This is a genomic window from Streptomyces sp. A0642, assembly GCF_004795105.1.
Lineage (GTDB): Bacteria > Actinomycetota > Actinomycetes > Streptomycetales > Streptomycetaceae > Streptomyces.
In genome coordinates, this window is the sequence record NZ_SSBL01000016.1 from 34,446 (window position 1) to 50,360 (window position 15,915).

At 72.3% G+C, this 15,915-nt stretch carries 12 protein-coding genes; 9 read left to right on the forward strand and 3 right to left on the reverse strand.

What is annotated here, in order from left to right; all coding sequences use genetic code 11:
* Nucleotides 1-24 precede the first annotated feature (24 nt).
* From mce to E6R60_RS24190, 7 genes are all read left to right on the forward strand, one after another.
* Entirely contained in the window at nt 25-453 is a 429-nt protein-coding gene (mce, locus tag E6R60_RS24160; RefSeq protein WP_136328730.1) for a methylmalonyl-CoA epimerase, read from the forward strand.
* Nucleotides 454-727: 274 nt separating this feature from the next.
* Entirely contained in the window at nt 728-4,558 is a 3,831-nt protein-coding gene (gene scy, locus E6R60_RS24165) for a polarized growth protein Scy (protein WP_136328731.1), read from the forward strand.
* Between the two features lie 269 nt (nt 4,559-4,827).
* On the forward strand, nt 4,828-5,766 hold the full coding sequence (locus E6R60_RS24170; protein WP_136328732.1) for a cellulose-binding protein: 939 nt from the start codon (nt 4,828-4,830) through the stop codon (nt 5,764-5,766).
* A gap of 84 nt (nt 5,767-5,850) precedes the next feature.
* Nucleotides 5,851-6,855 (forward strand): ATP-binding cassette domain-containing protein, encoded by a 1,005-nt coding sequence (locus tag E6R60_RS24175; protein ID WP_136328733.1) that lies wholly within the window; start codon nt 5,851-5,853, stop codon nt 6,853-6,855.
* 2 nt (nt 6,856-6,857) lie between these two features.
* Nucleotides 6,858-7,637, forward strand: coding sequence for an ABC transporter permease subunit (locus tag E6R60_RS24180; RefSeq protein WP_136328734.1), 780 nt, complete (start codon nt 6,858-6,860; stop codon nt 7,635-7,637).
* Between the two features lie 170 nt (nt 7,638-7,807).
* A complete protein-coding gene (locus E6R60_RS24185; RefSeq protein ID WP_136328735.1) occupies nt 7,808-9,055 on the forward strand; it encodes an ABC transporter ATP-binding protein in 1,248 nt (415 codons plus the stop codon).
* A complete protein-coding gene (locus E6R60_RS24190) occupies nt 9,052-9,948 on the forward strand; it encodes an ABC transporter permease subunit (protein WP_136328736.1) in 897 nt (298 codons plus the stop codon). Before E6R60_RS24185 ends, E6R60_RS24190 begins: the two co-directional genes overlap by 4 nt.
* A 25-nt stretch (nt 9,949-9,973) precedes the next feature.
* Here the strand turns inward: E6R60_RS24190 and E6R60_RS24195 are convergent, their stop codons facing one another.
* Nucleotides 9,974-10,303: an ATP/GTP-binding protein gene (locus E6R60_RS24195; protein ID WP_136328737.1), complete on the reverse strand. Its 330-nt coding sequence runs from the start codon at nt 10,301-10,303 to the stop codon at nt 9,974-9,976.
* A 198-nt stretch (nt 10,304-10,501) separates the two neighbouring features.
* Between E6R60_RS24195 and E6R60_RS24200 the strand changes: the two genes are divergently transcribed.
* The gene (locus E6R60_RS24200; protein ID WP_136328738.1) at nt 10,502-11,545 is read left to right on the forward strand and encodes an LLM class flavin-dependent oxidoreductase; all 1,044 of its coding nucleotides are present in this window, start codon (nt 10,502-10,504) and stop codon (nt 11,543-11,545) included.
* 90 nt (nt 11,546-11,635) lie between these two features.
* Here E6R60_RS24200 and E6R60_RS24205 read toward each other — a convergent pair whose 3' ends face one another.
* Nucleotides 11,636-12,028, reverse strand: coding sequence for an SCO5389 family protein (locus E6R60_RS24205; RefSeq protein WP_136328739.1), 393 nt, complete (start codon nt 12,026-12,028; stop codon nt 11,636-11,638).
* Nucleotides 12,029-12,289: 261 nt separating this feature from the next.
* Here E6R60_RS24205 and nucS point away from each other — a divergent pair, with 261 nt between their 5' ends.
* Nucleotides 12,290-12,961, forward strand: coding sequence for an endonuclease NucS (nucS, locus tag E6R60_RS24210; protein ID WP_136328740.1), 672 nt, complete (start codon nt 12,290-12,292; stop codon nt 12,959-12,961).
* Nucleotides 12,962-13,173: 212 nt separating this feature from the next.
* On the opposite strand, the gene E6R60_RS24215 is transcribed toward nucS, so the two are convergent.
* Nucleotides 13,174-15,693: an ATP-binding protein gene (locus E6R60_RS24215; protein ID WP_136328741.1), complete on the reverse strand. Its 2,520-nt coding sequence runs from the start codon at nt 15,691-15,693 to the stop codon at nt 13,174-13,176.
* Nucleotides 15,694-15,915: the final 222 nt, after the last annotated feature.

Below are 15,915 nucleotides of genomic sequence, written 5' to 3' on the forward strand. Positions count from 1 at the left end.
TCCGCCGAGCGCTGCACTGGTTCCATGCTGACGCGAATCGACCACATCGGGATCGCCTGTTTCGACCTCGACAAGACCGTCGAGTTCTACCGCTCGACCTACGGGTTCGAGGTGTTCCACTCCGAGATCAACGAGGAGCAGGGCGTACGGGAGGCCATGCTCAAGATCAATGAGACGTCCGACGGCGGCGCCTCGTACCTCCAGCTGCTGGAACCGACCCGCGAGGACTCCGCCGTGGGCAAATGGCTGGCCAAGAATGGCGAGGGCGTGCACCACATCGCCTTCGGCACGGCGGACGTGGACGCGGACGCCGCGGACATCCGGGAGAAGGGCGTCAGGGTGCTCTACGACGAGCCCAGGACGGGTTCGATGGGGTCCCGGATCACCTTCCTCCACCCCAAGGACTGCCACGGTGTGCTGACCGAACTGGTCACCTCCCGGACGGAGCACTGACCGTCCGGGGCCGCGGGAGCCGGACAACAGCTTCTCAGGGATACCCGGCCCGGTAGAGTGGGCGGTTCCGGGCCGGGGCCGGGTCGGGGCCGCGCCGCGTCCTCAACCGTTGACCTGTCACCATTCCCCGGGGGACCGTTCGCCGGCGAACGGTACTCGTTTGGGTTTGCGACCAGGGTTGGGTTCTCCCCTGCTCAGTGGGGCATCCCCTGCTCGAACGAAGTTGAGAGCTTGGGGAAGAAGTTGAGAGCTCGGGGAAGGATGGGACGGCGCAGTGCGGGGCTACGAACGCCAGGAGAGCCACCGAGCTGAAGACGACCATCTCTCGCGGTTCGAAGCCGAGATGGACCGGCTGAAGACCGACCGGGAGAAGGCCGTCCAGCACGCCGAGGACCTCGGCTACCAGGTCGAGGTCCTGCGTGCCAAGCTGCACGAGGCCCGGCGCAGCCTGGCGACCCGTCCCGCCTACGACAGCGCGGACATCGGTTACCAGGCGGAGCAGTTGCTCCGTAACGCCCAGATCCAGGCCGACCAGCTGCGCAACGACGCCGAGCGCGAGCTGCGCGACGCCCGCGCGCAGACGCAGCGGATCCTTCAGGAGCACGCCGAGCACCAGGCGCGGCTCCAGGCCGAACTGCACAACGAGGCCGTGCAGCGCCGCCAGCAGCTCGACCAGGAGCTGGCGGAGCGCCGCCAGACCGTCGAGTCCCACGTCAACGAGAACGTGGCGTGGGCCGAGCAGTTGCGGGCCCGGACCGAGGCCCAGGCCCGCCGGCTGCTGGACGAGTCCCGGGCCGAGGCCGAACAGGCGCTGAGCGCCGCCCGCGCCGAGGCCGCCCGGCTGGCCGACGAGACGCGTCAACGCCTCGGCTCCGAGGCCGAGTCCGCCCGTTCGGAGGCCGAGTCGATCCTGCTGCGCGCCCGCAAGGACGCGGAGCGGCTGCTGAACGCCGCCTCCAGCCAGGCGCAGGAGGCCACCGCCCACGCCGAGCAGCTGCGCACCTCGACGACCGCCGAGACCGAGCAGACGCGCCAGCAGACCACTGAGCTGAACCGGGCCGCCGAGCAGCGCATGCAGGAGGCCGAGACGCAGCTGCGCGAGGCCCGTGTCGAGGCCGAGAAGGTCCTGTCCGAGGCGAAGGAGGCCGCCGTCAAGCGGCTGGCCGGCGCCGAGTCGCAGAACGAGCAGCGCACCCGTACCGCCAAGTCGGAGATCGCCCGGCTGGTCGGTGAGGCCACCAAGGACGCCGAGGCCCTCAAGGCGGAGGCCGAGCAGGCCCTCGCCGACGCCCGGGCCGAGGCGGACCGGCTCCGCTCGGAGGCGGCCGAGAGCGCGCGCACCGCCGCGGCGGAGGACGCCGCGGCCCAGCTCGCCAAGGCCGCCCGTGCCGCCGAGGAGGTGCTGACCAAGGCGTCCGAGGACGCGAGGTCGACCACCCGGGCGGCGAGCGAGGAGGCCGACCGGATCCGCCGCGAGGCGGAGGCCGAGGCGGACCGGCTGCGCGGCGAGGCCGCCGAGCAGGCCGACCAGCTCAAGGGCGCGGCCAAGGACGACACCAAGGAGTACCGGGCCAAGACGGTCGAGCTCCAGGAGGAGGCGCGCCGGCTGCGCGGCGAGGCCGAGCAGCTGCGCTCCGAAGCGGTCGCCGAGGGCGAGCGCATCCGCGGCGAGGCCCGCCGCGAGGCCCTCCAGCAGATCGAGGAGGGCGCGAAGACCGCCGAGGAGCTGCTGGCCAAGGCCAAGGCGGACGCGGAGGAGCTGCGCGGCGCCGCGGGCGCCGAGAGCGAGCGGGTCCGCAGCGAGGCCACCGAGCGGGCGGCGGCGCTGCGCAAGCAGGCGGAGGAGGCCCTGGAGCGGGCCCGCGCCGAGGCCGAGCAGCTGCGCACCGAGTCCGAGGAGCAGGCCGAGTCGGTGACGGCCGCGGCCGAGCAGGCGGCGGCCGCGCTGCGCGAGGAGACCGACCGCGCGATCGCGGCGCGGCAGGCGGAGGCGGCCGAGGAGCTGGCCCGGCTGCACGGCGAGGCCGAGACCCGGGTCACCACCGCCGAGCAGACGCTGGGCGAGGCGCGTGCCGACGCGGAGCGGATCCGTCGCGAGACGAACGAGGAGTCCGAGCGGCTGCGCGCGGAGGCCGCCGAGCGGCTGCGCACCCTCCAGGAGCAGGCCGAGGCCGAGGCCCAGCGGCTGCGCGACGAGGCCGCGGCCGATGCCGCCCATTCGCGTGCGGAGGGCGAGTCCGTCGCCGTACGGCTGCGCAGCGAGGCGGCCGCGGAGGCCGAGCGGCTGAAGACCGAGGCGCAGGAGAGTGCCGACCGGGTGCGGTCGGAGGCGGCGGCCGCCGCCGAGCGGGTGGGCGCGGAGGCCGCCGAGGCACTCGCCGCCGCGCAGGAGGAGGCGAACCGGCGCCGCCGGGAGGCCGAGGAGACCCTCGACGCGGCGCGTACCGAGGCGAACCAGGAGCGCGAGCGGGCCCGCGAGCAGAGCGAGGAGCTGCTGGCTTCCGCCCGCAAGCGGGTCGAGGAGGCGCAGTCCGAGGCCCAGCGCCTGGTCGAGGAGGCGGACGCGCGGGCGACCGAGATGGTCTCCGCGGCCGAGCAGACCGCCCAGCAGGTCCGCGATTCGGTCAGCGGGCTCCAGGAGCAGGCCGAGGCGGAGATCGCCGGGCTGCGCTCCGCCGCCGAGCACGTCGCGGAGCGGACGAAGTCCGAGGCGCAGGAGGAGGCGGACCGGGTCCGTTCCGACGCCTACGCGGAGCGGGAGCGGGCCGGGGAGGACGCGGCCCGGGTCCGCCGGGTGGCGCAGGAGGAGACGGACGCCGCGAAGGCGATGGCCGAGCGGACGGTCTCCGAGGCGATCGCGGAGTCGGAGCGGCTGCGCGCCGACACCGCGGAGTACAGCCAGCGGATGCGTACGGAGGCGTCCGACGCCCTGGCGTCGGCCGAGCAGGACGCCGCGCGCAGCCGGGCCGAGGCCCGCGAGGACGCCAACCGGATGCGGTCCCAGGCCGCGGAGCAGGCCGACAGCCTGATGACGGAGGCCACGGGCGAGGCCGAGCGGCTGAGGTCCGAGGCCGCGGCGGAGGCCGAGCGGGTCCGCGCCGAGGCGGCGCAGCAGGCGGCCCGGCTCGGTGACGAGGCGGCGGGCGAGGCGGAGCGGCTGCGGGCGGAGGCGGCGGCGACCGTCGGTTCCGCGCAGGAGCACGCGGCCCGGACCCGCGAGGAGTCGGAGCGGCTGCGGAGCGACACCGAGGCGGCGGCCGAGCAGATGCGTGCCGAGGCGCGGCAGGAGGCCGACCGCCTGCTGGACGAGGCGCGCGAATCGGCCTCGAAGCGCCGTGCCGACGCCGCCGAGCAGGCGGATCAGCTGATCAACAAGGCCCAGGAGGAGGCGCTGCGCGCCGCCACCGAGGCCGAGGAGCAGGCCGACACCATGGTCGGGGCGGCCCGCAAGGAAGCTCAGCGGATCACCTCCGAGGCGACCGTCGAGGGCAACACCCTGGTGGAGCGGGCCCGGGCGGACGCGGACGAGCTGCTGGTCGGCGCCCGCCGGGACGCCACGCAGATCCGGGAGCGGGCCGAGGAGCTCAGGACGCGCCTGGAGAGCGAGATCCAGGAACTGCACGACCGCGCCCGGCGGGAGACGTCCGAGCAGATGAAGACGGCCGGCGAGCGCGTCGACAAGCTGATGAAGGCGGCGACCGAGCAGCGCGAGGAGGCCGCCGCGAAGGCCAAGGAACTCCTGTCCGACGCGAACTCCGAGGCGAGCAAGGTCCGGATCGCCGCGGTGAAGCGGGCCGAGTCGCTGCTCAAGGAGGCCGAGCAGAAGAAGGCCAGCCTGGTGCGCGAGGCCGAGAAGCTGCGGGCCGACGCCGAGGCCGAGGCCAAGCGGATCGTGGAGGAGGGCCGGCGCGAGCTGGACGTCCTGGTGCGCAGGCGCGCGGACATCAACACGGAGATCTCCCGTGTCCAGGATGTCCTGGAGGCGTTGGAGTCTTTCGAGACCCCGGGCGCGGGCGGCAAGGCCGCGGGCGCCGGACCGCCCGGCGGCGTGAAGGCCACGGCGGCGGCGGGCACGCGGACGGGTGGCAAGCAGTCGGACGGGTAGCCACCCGGTGCTCTCCGCCGGTTCGACGGATCCGGCGGATCCGGCAGACGGCCACCAGGTGTTCCCCCGCGGTCCGGCGGGTGACCACCCGGTGCTCTGCCATGGTCCGGCAAGGACGTTCAGCCCTCCGAGTGGCAAGGGTTACGGGGGTTAGCCACTCAAAAGGGGTGTCATTCTCCAGATCAAAAGGGCATCTGCTCGATGACACGCCGTTCTGGCCCCTAGGATTCCCTCTATCACCTCACCGGTCTCACTTCGACAGGAACCCCATGAGTGACCCTTCCTCCCCCTTCGGCTTCGAGCTCGTGCGGCGTGGTTACGACCGCGGTCAGGTGGATGACCGCATTACCAAGCTCGTCGCCGACCGTGATAGTGCTCTCGCCCGCATCACGTCTCTGGAAAAGCGCATCGAGGAGCTCCACCTCGAAACGCAGAACGCCCAGGCCCAGGTGAACGACGCGGAGCCGTCGTACGCGGGTCTCGGCGCGCGTGTGGAGAAGATTCTCCGCCTTGCCGAGGAGGAGGCCAAGGACCTGCGTGAGGAGGCCCGTCGCGCCGCCGAGCAGCACCGCGAGCTCGCCGAGTCCGCCGCCCAGCAGGTGCGCAACGACGCCGAGACCTTCGCCGCCGAGCGCAAGGCCAAGGCCGAGGACGACGGTGTCCGCATCGTCGAGAAGGCCAAGGGTGAGGCCACCACGCTCCGCTCGGACGCGCAGAAGGACGCGGCCCAGAAGCGCGAGGAGGCCGACGCCCTCTTCGAGGAGACCCGCGCCAAGGCCGCCCAGGCCGCCGCGGACTTCGAGACCAACCTGGCCAAGCGCCGCGACCAGTCGGAGCGCGACCTCGCGTCCCGTCAGGCGAAGGCCGAGAAGCGTCTGGCCGAGATCGAGCACCGTGCCGAGCAGCTCCGTCTGGAGGCCGAGAAGCTCCGCACGGACGCCGAGCGCCGCGCCCGTCAGACGGTGGAGACCGCTCAGCGCCAGGCCGAGGACATCGTGGCCGACGCCAACGCGAAGGCCGACCGGATCCGCAGCGAATCGGAGCGCGAGCTGGCGGCGCTCACCAACCGCCGCGACTCGATCAACGCGCAGCTGACCAACGTCCGCGAGATGCTGGCCACGCTGACGGGTGCCGCGGTCGCCGCCGCGAGCTCGCCCGCCGACGAGGAGCCCGCCACCCGCGGCGTCCCGGCCCAGCAGACCCGCTGACCCCTTTGCCGGCCCGATCCCTCGCGCGCGCCCGGTTCCGCCTTTGTGGTGGCGCCGGGCGCGCGGCCGTTCTAGCGTGTGCGCATGATCGAGCTTGAGGGCCTCACCAAACGCTTCGGTTCCAAGGTCGCCGTCGACGGGTTGTCGTGCCGGATCAGACCGGGAATGGTGACGGGTTTCCTGGGGCCCAACGGGGCGGGCAAGTCCACCACCATGCGGATGATGCTCGATCTCGACAACCCCACCAGCGGATCGGTGCGCATCGACGGCAAGCACTACCGAGAGCTGTCGGAGCCCCTCAAGCACATCGGCGCGCTCCTGGACGCCAAGTCGATGCACGGCGGCCGCAGCGCGTACAACAACCTGCTCTGCCTCGCCCAGAGCAACCGCATCCCGGAGAGCCGGGTGGCGGAGGTGCTCGACACCGTCGGCCTGACCGCGGTGGCGAAGAAGAAGTCCAAGGGATTCTCCCTCGGCATGGGCCAGCGCCTGGGAATCGCGTCGGCACTCCTCGGTGATCCCGAGATCCTGATGTTCGACGAACCCGTCAATGGTCTGGACCCCGAGGGAATTCACTGGATCCGCAATCTGATGAAAGCGCTCGCCGCGGAAGGCCGGACGATCTTCGTCTCCTCCCATCTGATGAGCGAAATGGCGCTGACGGCAGACCATTTGATCGTGATCGGACAGGGCCGGCTGCTCGCCGACACCACGATGGCCGACTTCATCCATCAGAACTCCCGCAGTTATGTGCGGCTGCGCTCCCCGCAGCAGGAGCGGCTGCGGGACGTCCTGCACGCGGAGGGCATCGTCGCGGTCGAGTCGGGCAACGGCACGCTGGAGATCGACGGCGCCACCACCGAGGACCTGGGCGAGCTCGCCGCCCGGCACGCGATCGTGCTGCACGAGCTGAGCTCGCAGCGAGCCTCTCTGGAGGAGGCGTTCATGCAGATGACGGCGGACTCGGTGGAATACCACGCGCATTCGGAGAGCGGGGCCGCGCCGCCACCGGTGGGACCGCACTGGGGCGATCAGCCCGGCGGCGCCACCGGGACTCCCGGCGGTCCCGGCACCGGAACGGGGGTGTGACGATGGCATCGGTACCCGCGGTCCTGACCTCCGAATGGACCAAGATCCGTACGGTTTCCTCGACGACGTGGACGCTGATCTCCGCGTTCCTCGTCACCGTCGCGATGAGCGCCGCGCTCTGCGCGGTGATGAACTCCCAGTTCGACGACCTCTCCGATGCGGAGCGGGCCACCTTCGACCCCACCTTCATCAGCTTCTCCGGGATGATTCTCGGCCAGCTGGCGATGGTGGTCTTCGGCGTCCTGGTGGTCGGTACGGAGTACAGCTCCGGCATGATCCGCACCTCCCTGGCGGCCGTGCCGCAGCGCGCCACGTTCCTCTTCAGCAAGATGCTGGTCGCCGGCGTGCTGGCCCTGGTGGTCGGGATGATCACCAGCTTCGTGTCGTTCTTCCTCGGCCAGGCCCTGCTCGGCGACCACAGCATCGGCATCGGCGAGGACAACGTGCTGCGGGCCGTCTTCGGAGCCGGTCTCTACATGGGGCTCATCGCGCTCTTCTCCATGGGGGTGGCGGCGATGCTGCGCAGCTCCATGCTGTCGCTCGGCATCCTGATGCCGTTCTTCTTCCTGGTCTCGCAGATCCTGTCGGCGGTCCCGGGGGCCAAGAGCGTCGCCCAGTACTTCCCCGACCAGGCAGGCTCCAAGATCATGCAGGTGGTGCCCGACGCGATGAACAGCGATCCGGCTCCGTACGGACCGTGGGCCGGGCTGCTGATCATGGTGGCGTGGGTGGCGGCGGCGGTGATCGGCGGTTTCCTCGTACTCAAGAAGCGCGACGCCTGAGCGGGTGGCGCGCGCCCCGGACCACGCCCTCCCAGGGGGATGCGGGAAGGGACTCGCCCCGTAACGACTTGGCCGGAACCGTCAGGGCCTGGATATCCTCCTCACTCATACGGGGGGCGTGCGGCCGACGGCCTGTGCCCCGACGACAGATAAGTCGATGGGGCTGGAGCATGATCGAGGCAGTCGGCCTGACCAAGCGCTATGGCGCGAAGACGGCCGTGTACAACCTTTCCTTCCAGGTGCGGCCCGGTGCCGTCACCGGGTTCCTCGGTCCCAACGGGTCGGGGAAGTCGACCACGATGCGGATGATCCTCGGCCTGGACCGGCCGACGGCCGGCCGGGTGACCATCGGCGGCCACGATTTCCGCAATCTGCCGAACGCACCCCGTCAGGTGGGCGCCCTGCTCGACGCCAAGGCCGTGCACGGCGGGCGCAGCGCCCGCAACCACCTGCTCTCGCTCGCCCAGCTCGCCGGCATCCCGGCCGCACGGGTCGACGAGGTGCTGGGGGTCGTCGGCCTCCAGCAGGTGGCCACGAAGCGGTCCAAGGGCTTCTCGCTGGGTATGGGGCAGCGCCTGGGCATCGCGGCCGCGCTGCTGGGCGACCCGCAGGTGCTGCTCTTCGACGAGCCGGTCAACGGTCTCGACCCGGAGGGCATCCTCTGGGTCCGCAACCTGATGAAGATGCTGGCGTCCGAGGGCCGTACGGTCTTCGTCTCCAGCCACCTGATGAGCGAGATGGCCCTCACCGCCGACCACCTGATCGTGATCGGCCGGGGCCAGCTGATGGCCGACATGAGCATCACGGAGTTCATCTCCGCCAACTCGGCCGATTTCGCCCGGGTCCGGGTGTCGGACGACGGGCCCGAGCAGCGCGAGAAGCTCACCGCCACCCTCACCGAGGCGGGCGGCCAGGTCATGTCGGAGCCGGACGGGGCCCTGCGGATCACCGGGCTCCGGCTGCCGCGGATCAGCGATCTGGCCCATGAGGCCGACGTCCGCCTGTGGGAGCTCTCGCCGCACCAGGCCTCGCTGGAGGAGGCGTACATGCGCATGACGCAGGGCGCCGTGGACTACCGCTCGACGGCCGACCAGGTGGCCCACCTGCAGGCTCCGCCGCCGCCCGGCGGGTACGGACCGCAGCTGGGGTACGCGCCGCCGACCGCCCCCGAGGTGCCGCAGCAGGGCTGGTACGCCCCGCCGCCGCCCGGACAGAATCCGTACGCGGCCGCGCAGGCGCCCGCGGCGGTTCCTGCCGCTCCCCCGGCGGCCCCGGCAGCACCCGCGGCCCCGGCAACCCCCGTGGCGCCCGCGGCCCCCGCAGCCCCGGCGGTCCCGGCGGCCGCTCCCGCCCCGGCGGCGCCCGCCGGGCCCCCCGCAGACCTGACCAAGCGCGAGACCAGCGAGGACTCCCGATGACGACGCCGTCCACGCCGCCGACGCCGCAGGCGCCGTACCAGCAGCAGGCGTATCAGCAGCCCCCCGCCCCGCAGCAGTTCGGGCCGGGCCCGCAGGCCGGTCACTACGCCTCGCCGATCCCGGTGCGTCCCGCGACGCTCGGCGACGCGATCGCCTCGGAGTGGACCAAGATCCGTTCCGTGCGCTCCACGATGTGGACGCTCGGCGTCATGATCGTGCTGCTGCTCGGCATCGGCTTGCTCTCGGCGGTCGCGGTCAGCACCTCCGACGCCGACCTGGAGGGCACACCGGTGCTCAGCCTCGGCTTCTTCGGCGTGCTCCTGGGGACGATCTGCGTGATCACGCTCGGCGTGATGACCATCGCCTCGGAGTACGGCACCGGCATGATCCGTACGACGCTGACGGCGTGCCCGAGCCGGGCCCGGGTGCTCAGCGCGAAGGCGATCGTCTTCTTCCTGCTCACCTTCGTCCTGACGACCGTGATGACCACGATCGTCGCCCTGCTCCAGACCTCGATCCTGGACGCCGCGGCGCCCAGCGGGGACGAGTGGCTGCGCAGCACGGTCGGGGTCGGGCTCTACATCGCGACGCTGGGGCTGCTCTCGCTGGCGGTCGGCGCGCTGATCCGGCACTCGGCCGGGGCCATCACCATCATGATCGGGGTGGTCCTGCTGCCGCTCGTGCTGGCCATCTTCATGTTCGCCGAGTCCCTGTCGTCGCTCCAGGAGTGGCTCCTGAAGTACTCGATCCCCAACCAGCTCAGCGTCTTCTACGACAACTCGGTCACCTCGTCCGGCGGGCCGTCCGGCTGGGACCCGCTGTGGATCATGCTCGGCGTGACCGCCGCGGCCCTGGGCGGCGCCTACCTGGCGATGAACAACCGGGACGTCTGACGCGGGCGGCCCCCTGCACGGCCGCTCAGTACCGAGGCGCGTTCCTGGACCGCTGCACCCGCGTGGTGCGGCGGTCCTTCGCGTTCCAGCACGCCTTGTGCCAGTGCCTGCGGTCGTCGATCCCGCCGTACTCGGACCAGGCCACCAGGTGCGGGACGCCCGAGGGGATCTCCTGGTCGCAGCCGGGGCACCGGTAGCGCTTGCCCTGCGCGCTCGCCCCGTTCACCGGGCGGACCGACCACTCCTCGCCCTGCCACTCCTCAGAGCGCCCACCGCCGCCGTACCGGTCCCCCGCCGCGCTCGCGCTGCCGGTGGGACTCTCGCCGCCTCGGGGGCGGTTGCGGCGCGGGGACACGTGACACCTCACAAGGCGGGCCGGGCGGTTCCCGTCAAGCGTAGGGCCATTCAGAGGGGGCATACGTCCCGCACCGCCCGGGCCGGGACGGGTTACCGGAAAATCGCAACAACTTCTCCGTGGACCGTGCCTTTGGCACGTGTCAGACGTTGATGCCAGTAGGGGAGAGCCGCGTCGGCCGCAAGGAGGTATCTGGCGATGCGTGTGGGAACGTTCGTATTGGCAGCCCAGTTTCCGGGCCAGGGGCCGGGAGAGGCGCTGCATCGCGCGATCCGGTCCGCCGAGGTCGCGGAGGAGTCCGGTCTCGACTCGGTCTGGCTGGCCGAACATCATTTCGTGCCGTACGGGGTCTGTCCGTCGGCCGTGACGCTGGCCGCGCTGCTGCTGGGCCGCACCCGCAGAATCCGCGTCGGCACGGCGGTGAGCGTGCTGCCGACCCAGCATCCCGTGGCGCTCGGCGAACAGGCCGCGCTGCTGCACCTCACCAGCGGCGGCCGGTTCACCCTGGGCGTGGGCCGGGGCGGCCCCTGGATCGACCTGGAGGTGTTCGGCGGCGGTCTCGAGGCGTACGAGAACGGCTTCCCGGAGTCCCTGGCGCTGCTGCTCGGCTGGCTGCGCGAGGCGCGGGTGGCGGGCCGCGGGAAGCGCTACGGCTTCCGTGAGGTGGCGGTGGTCCCCCGGGCCGACGAGCTGCTCGACGAGGAGAGCGGGGAGAGCCCCGGCGGCCCCGAGGTGATCGTCGCGTGCACGTCGCCGAAGAGCGTGAAGCTCGCCGCCGAGAACGGCCTGCCGATGCTGCTCGGCATGCACTGCGGCGACGAGGAGAAGGCCGAGATGGTCGCCCTCTGGCGCTCCTGCGCCCTCGCCGCGGGCCATGCGCCGGAGAGCGTACGGGAGGCGGGGCATGTGTCCGCGGGGGTGGCCCAGATCGCGGACCGGGCCGAGGAGGCCCGCGAGACCCTCGTCAAGGCGATGCCCGGCTGGCTGCGGCAGGGGCTCGACGCCCATGTGACGGTGGACGGCCGGCACCGCGTGATGCGCGACCCGGTCGGATACACGGAGCTGCTGTGCGGCCTTCATCCGGTGGGCCCGCCCCGGCTCGCGGCGGACCGCCTCGCGGCCACGGCGGAGCGCACGGGCATCACCCGCTTCGCTCTCCTGGTGGAGGGTTCCGGAGACCTCGTGGCCACGGAGGAGAACGTAGCGCGGCTGGGCACCGAGGTGCTGCCGCTCCTCGAATGACCCACACGGACGGGTTTCACGGTGTGCGTACGGGAGCTGCCGCCCCGGACCAGTTGCACCTCCCGCGGCCCGGGGCGGCAGCGGAAGCGTTCAGCAGTCCCGGAGTTCGGGCGACTGGTTGAGCAACTGGCCCCTCACCGAGGTGAATCGGGCCAGCCGGTCGTCGACCGAGGCGTCCAGCGGGAACACCGCGACGCGGTGGCAGTTCTGGAATGCCAGTCGCACCCCGAAGTGCCGCTGCAGCGCGCCGCGTATCGCATCACTCGCGAGCGCACGCAGCAGCTGACCACGTGCCTGCTCGTTGGGCGGCGGCGTCTGGTTGTCGGCGAACTCCCCGCCGTCGACCTTCAGCTGAGCGACCAGCGAGCTGATCATCTCCCATGCGTAGGGCAGGGAGGTCCGGACGCAGTCGACGAAGTCGGCTTCGTCGACCTCGCCTCGCTCGGCCTGTTCCAACAGCGCCGGTGAGACGTCGAGCGACATGGGTTCTCCTCTCGCGACCCCGACGGAGGGCCGGGGCCTTACGGGCAGGGAAGAAGGACGGCGACGCAGCGTGCACGCACGGCGACCTCCTGCATCCACGGTAAGGGCGCAGTCCGGGCCGCACCAGGAGATTGGGAACACAACCGGCCAATAACGAAGGGGTTCAAAGAGGGGCAAGGCAGAGCGCCGCTCCGGGCCGGGGAGGGAGTGACGGATGGGTGAATCGCGTCGAGTGCCCGTCGTCGAGTAGCGTTGCCGACCATGCGTCTCGTCATCGCCCGCTGCTCCGTGGACTACGCGGGCCGGCTCACGGCCCACCTGCCCTCCGCTCCCCGTCTGATCCTGGTGAAGGCGGACGGGAGCGTGTCGATTCACGCCGACGACAGGGCGTACAAACCGCTCAACTGGATGTCGCCGCCCTGCACCCTGAAGGAGGGCGCCGACGACACCGCGGGCGTCTGGACCGTGGTGAACAAGGCGGGCGAAAAACTGATCATCACGATGGAGGAAATCCTCCATGACTCGTCCCACGAGCTGGGTGTCGACCCCGGTCTGATCAAGGACGGCGTGGAGGCGCACCTCCAGGAACTGCTCGCCGACCGGATCGAGACGCTCGGCGAGGGCTACACGCTCATCCGCCGCGAGTACTTCACCGCCATCGGCCCCGTGGACATCCTGTGCCGCGACGCCGACGGGCAGACGGTGGCGGTCGAACTGAAGCGCCGTGGCGACATCGACGGCGTGGAGCAGCTGACCCGCTACCTGGAACTGCTCAACCGCGACCCCCACCTGGCGCCGGTGAAGGGCATCTTCGCCGCCCAGGAGATCAAGCCCCAGGCCCGCGTCCTGGCGACGGACCGGGGTATCGGCTGCGTGATCCTCGACTACGACGCGATGCGCGGCATCGAGGACGACAAGCTGAGACTGTTCTGACCCACGGCCTTCGGCGGGCCGAGCGCCTCGGGCCCCGAAGCCCGAGCGGCCCGCCTCACCGGCCCCTCGGGTGCTCGAGGACGGGGACCCCATCAAACCCGTCCGGTGCTTGGGGACGGTGCCCTCTCGCCCGAGCCCGGCGAACTCACCGGCCGGGCACCCACATCGAGCCCGTCCGGTGTTCAGGACAGGGCGCCCCAGGGCGCCCCGGCTCAGGTCACCGACGGACTCGCGCCCGTGACCCCCGAGGGGCCGCTCGCCGAGTCGGACGTATCCGGCACGGACGGCGCCGTCTCCGACTCCGTGGGCGTCGGGTCGGTGGAGTCCGACGGCGACGGCGGCGGACTGACCGACGACGGACCGGACCTCGTCGGCGTCGGCTTCGTCGTCTCCGACGCCGTCTCCGTCGGCGACGGCCGGTCCGGAGTCTCCTCACCCGTCGACGGCGGAGCCGACGCAGAGGAAGCGGTGGCCCCCGCGGACGAGCCCCCGTCACCCGGCACGGCCGATCCGCTCCCCGACGGCCCCGGGGTCACCGGCGTCGACGCGGAACCGGATCCGGACGCCTTGGCGGACGGAGTGGTGCCGTCCGTCGTCTCCTCGGCCGGCAGCTCGTCCTCCGTGTCGCCGCCCCCGGTCACCGACTGCTCGGTCGAGGCCCCCGGGTCCCCCTGAGGATCGCTGTTCGAGGTGAGGCCGAGGGTCACCACCGTGCCGAGCACCCCCGCCAGCAGCACTCCCGCACCGGCCGCGACCAGATTGCGCCGGGCCCCGCCCAGCATCGCGAAACGGCCGCCGCCCTCGTCGCCGTTCTCCGGCGCGCTCTGCCGGGCCACGACGGTGGCCTCGTCCGTGTAGGGCCGCGGCACCGAGACAGGGATCGCGGCCGGCAGACCGCGGGGCGGCGAGGCCTCGAAGCGGTAGGCCGGGATCAGGTCGGCCGCCGGAGCGCCGCCCGACGGGGCACTGCCCGCCGGAACACCGCTCACGGCCGGTCCACCGGAACGGTCCTCGACCAGGGCGAGAGCCCGGCGCCCGGCCACCGCGCCGGACTTGTCGGCGAGCGCCCCGCGCATGCTGATGGACGTCTCCAGCTCGGCCCTGGCCCGGTCGAGGTTCCCGGCGCAGAGGGCGAGAACACCCAACTCATGGTGGAAGTACGCCTCTTCGGCGACCTCACCGGCGATCCGGCCCGCCTCCTGGCCGATCCGCAGGGCCCTCTCCCAGGCGCTCCAGTGCAGCCCGGCGGCGAAGGCGGGCGAGGCGCTGCGGGCCAGGAGCACGGCGACGCTGGTCTGCCCGGCCCCGTCCCCCGGCACCAGCTGCGCCATCGCCGCGACGATCGCGTCGGCCTCGGCGACCACCCGTGCGGGGGTGACGGAGGGGTGACCGGCCCACCAGGCGTAGTGCTGGGCCACCGTCCGGGCCCGGTCCGTGGCGTCGTCGCCGTATCCGGCGGCCTCCAGCTGGGCGAGGACGCCGGCGGCCAAGCGGTAGCGGGAGCCGGCCGGGGACAGCAGTCCGCAGCCGGCCAGCTCGCCGAGTGCCGCGTCGGCGTGGGTGTCGCCCACGAGCGCCGGCAGATGCGCCTGGTGCGGCACCTCGCCGCCGAGCGCGACCGCGAAGCGCAGGGCGTCCCGAGCCGCCCCGCTCAGCCGTGAGGCGAGCAGCGCGGCGGGGGCGGCGCCCTCACCGAGACTGGGCAGCGCGACCTCGGCGGCCTCCGCGTCCTCGGCCTCGTCGGCCGCCGGCGACTCGGTGACGGGCGCGACGGGCCGGTTCTCCAGGTACCCGTACTCGTCGTACGCGGTCGGGTCGGTGGTCAGCATGTCGCGCTGACGCAGCAGTGCCCCCGCCTGCACGAAGCGCAGCGGAAGGCCCTCGGACTCGAACCAGAGGTCGCCCGCCCAGTTGGCCTCCTCCTCGGTGAGCTTGCGCTCGACCACCCGCTCCATGAGGTCGACCGACGCGGCGCGGTCGAGACCGTCGAGGAAGACCTCGTCGAGGTGGGAGTCGGGGCCGGGCGCGGCGACGTCGGGCGTGGCGGCCAGCAGGAAGGCGCATTCGGGCGTCGCGCCGAGCAGTTCGTCCAGCGCGGCGCCGCCGAACTCGAGGTCGTCCAGGACGACGACCGCGCCGGTCGCCCGCAGCTTCGCCCGCAGCAGTTCCCGGTCCGGGCGGTGCAGCGGCGCGTCGTGAACGGCCTCGAAGAGTCCGTGGAGGATGTCGGTGACGGTGCGCTTGTGGCCGTTCAGCCGGACGACTCCGTCCGGGGCGAGTTCCGCGCAGTCGGCGGCCACGGCGTCCAGCAGCGCGGTACGGCCGGAACCGGCCGGTCCGGTGAGCCGTACGGAGCGGCCGCGGGCCAGCAGGCGCGTCAGCCGTTCGTGAACGTCCTCGCGCTGCAGCAGGGGAAGCCGGGGAACGGGAGGGCCGGGCGGGACCGGGGGCGCGGCGGCCCGCTCACGGTCGGCCCGCTCCGCGGGAGTGCGCCGGGCGGGTGCTGAGGGCTGCTCTCCGGGCGGACACGGTTCGACCTCGCTGCCGTCGACGGGGTTGACGGTGAGCAGGAGGTCGCCGGATATGAGGGTGACGACGCGGGCCTGTTGCGGTGTTTGCTGACTGAAATCGGGGGTCAGCGGATCGCGTGCAGGACGGCGCCGGCCGGCTTCCTCGGCGAAGCCGTCGCTGTCGTGGCCGTACTCTTCCGGCCCCCGGTGTGTCGGGTCCATCGCCAAAGCCCCCAAGACGCGTCGAGCGCGGTTGTCCCTCCCGGCCTCGCACGCCCAGCTGTCGCTCCGGTCCGGTGTCCGCCAGGTGGGTCCGTCAATCGGCAGACGGCCGAACCCTAAACCTTCGCACAGTATCTACGAACATCCGGGGTGGCGCGCCGCCCCGCAGATCACGGTCTCGTGAGGATTGTGTGGCTCCGTCCGGCCCCCGGAACGCCCCCG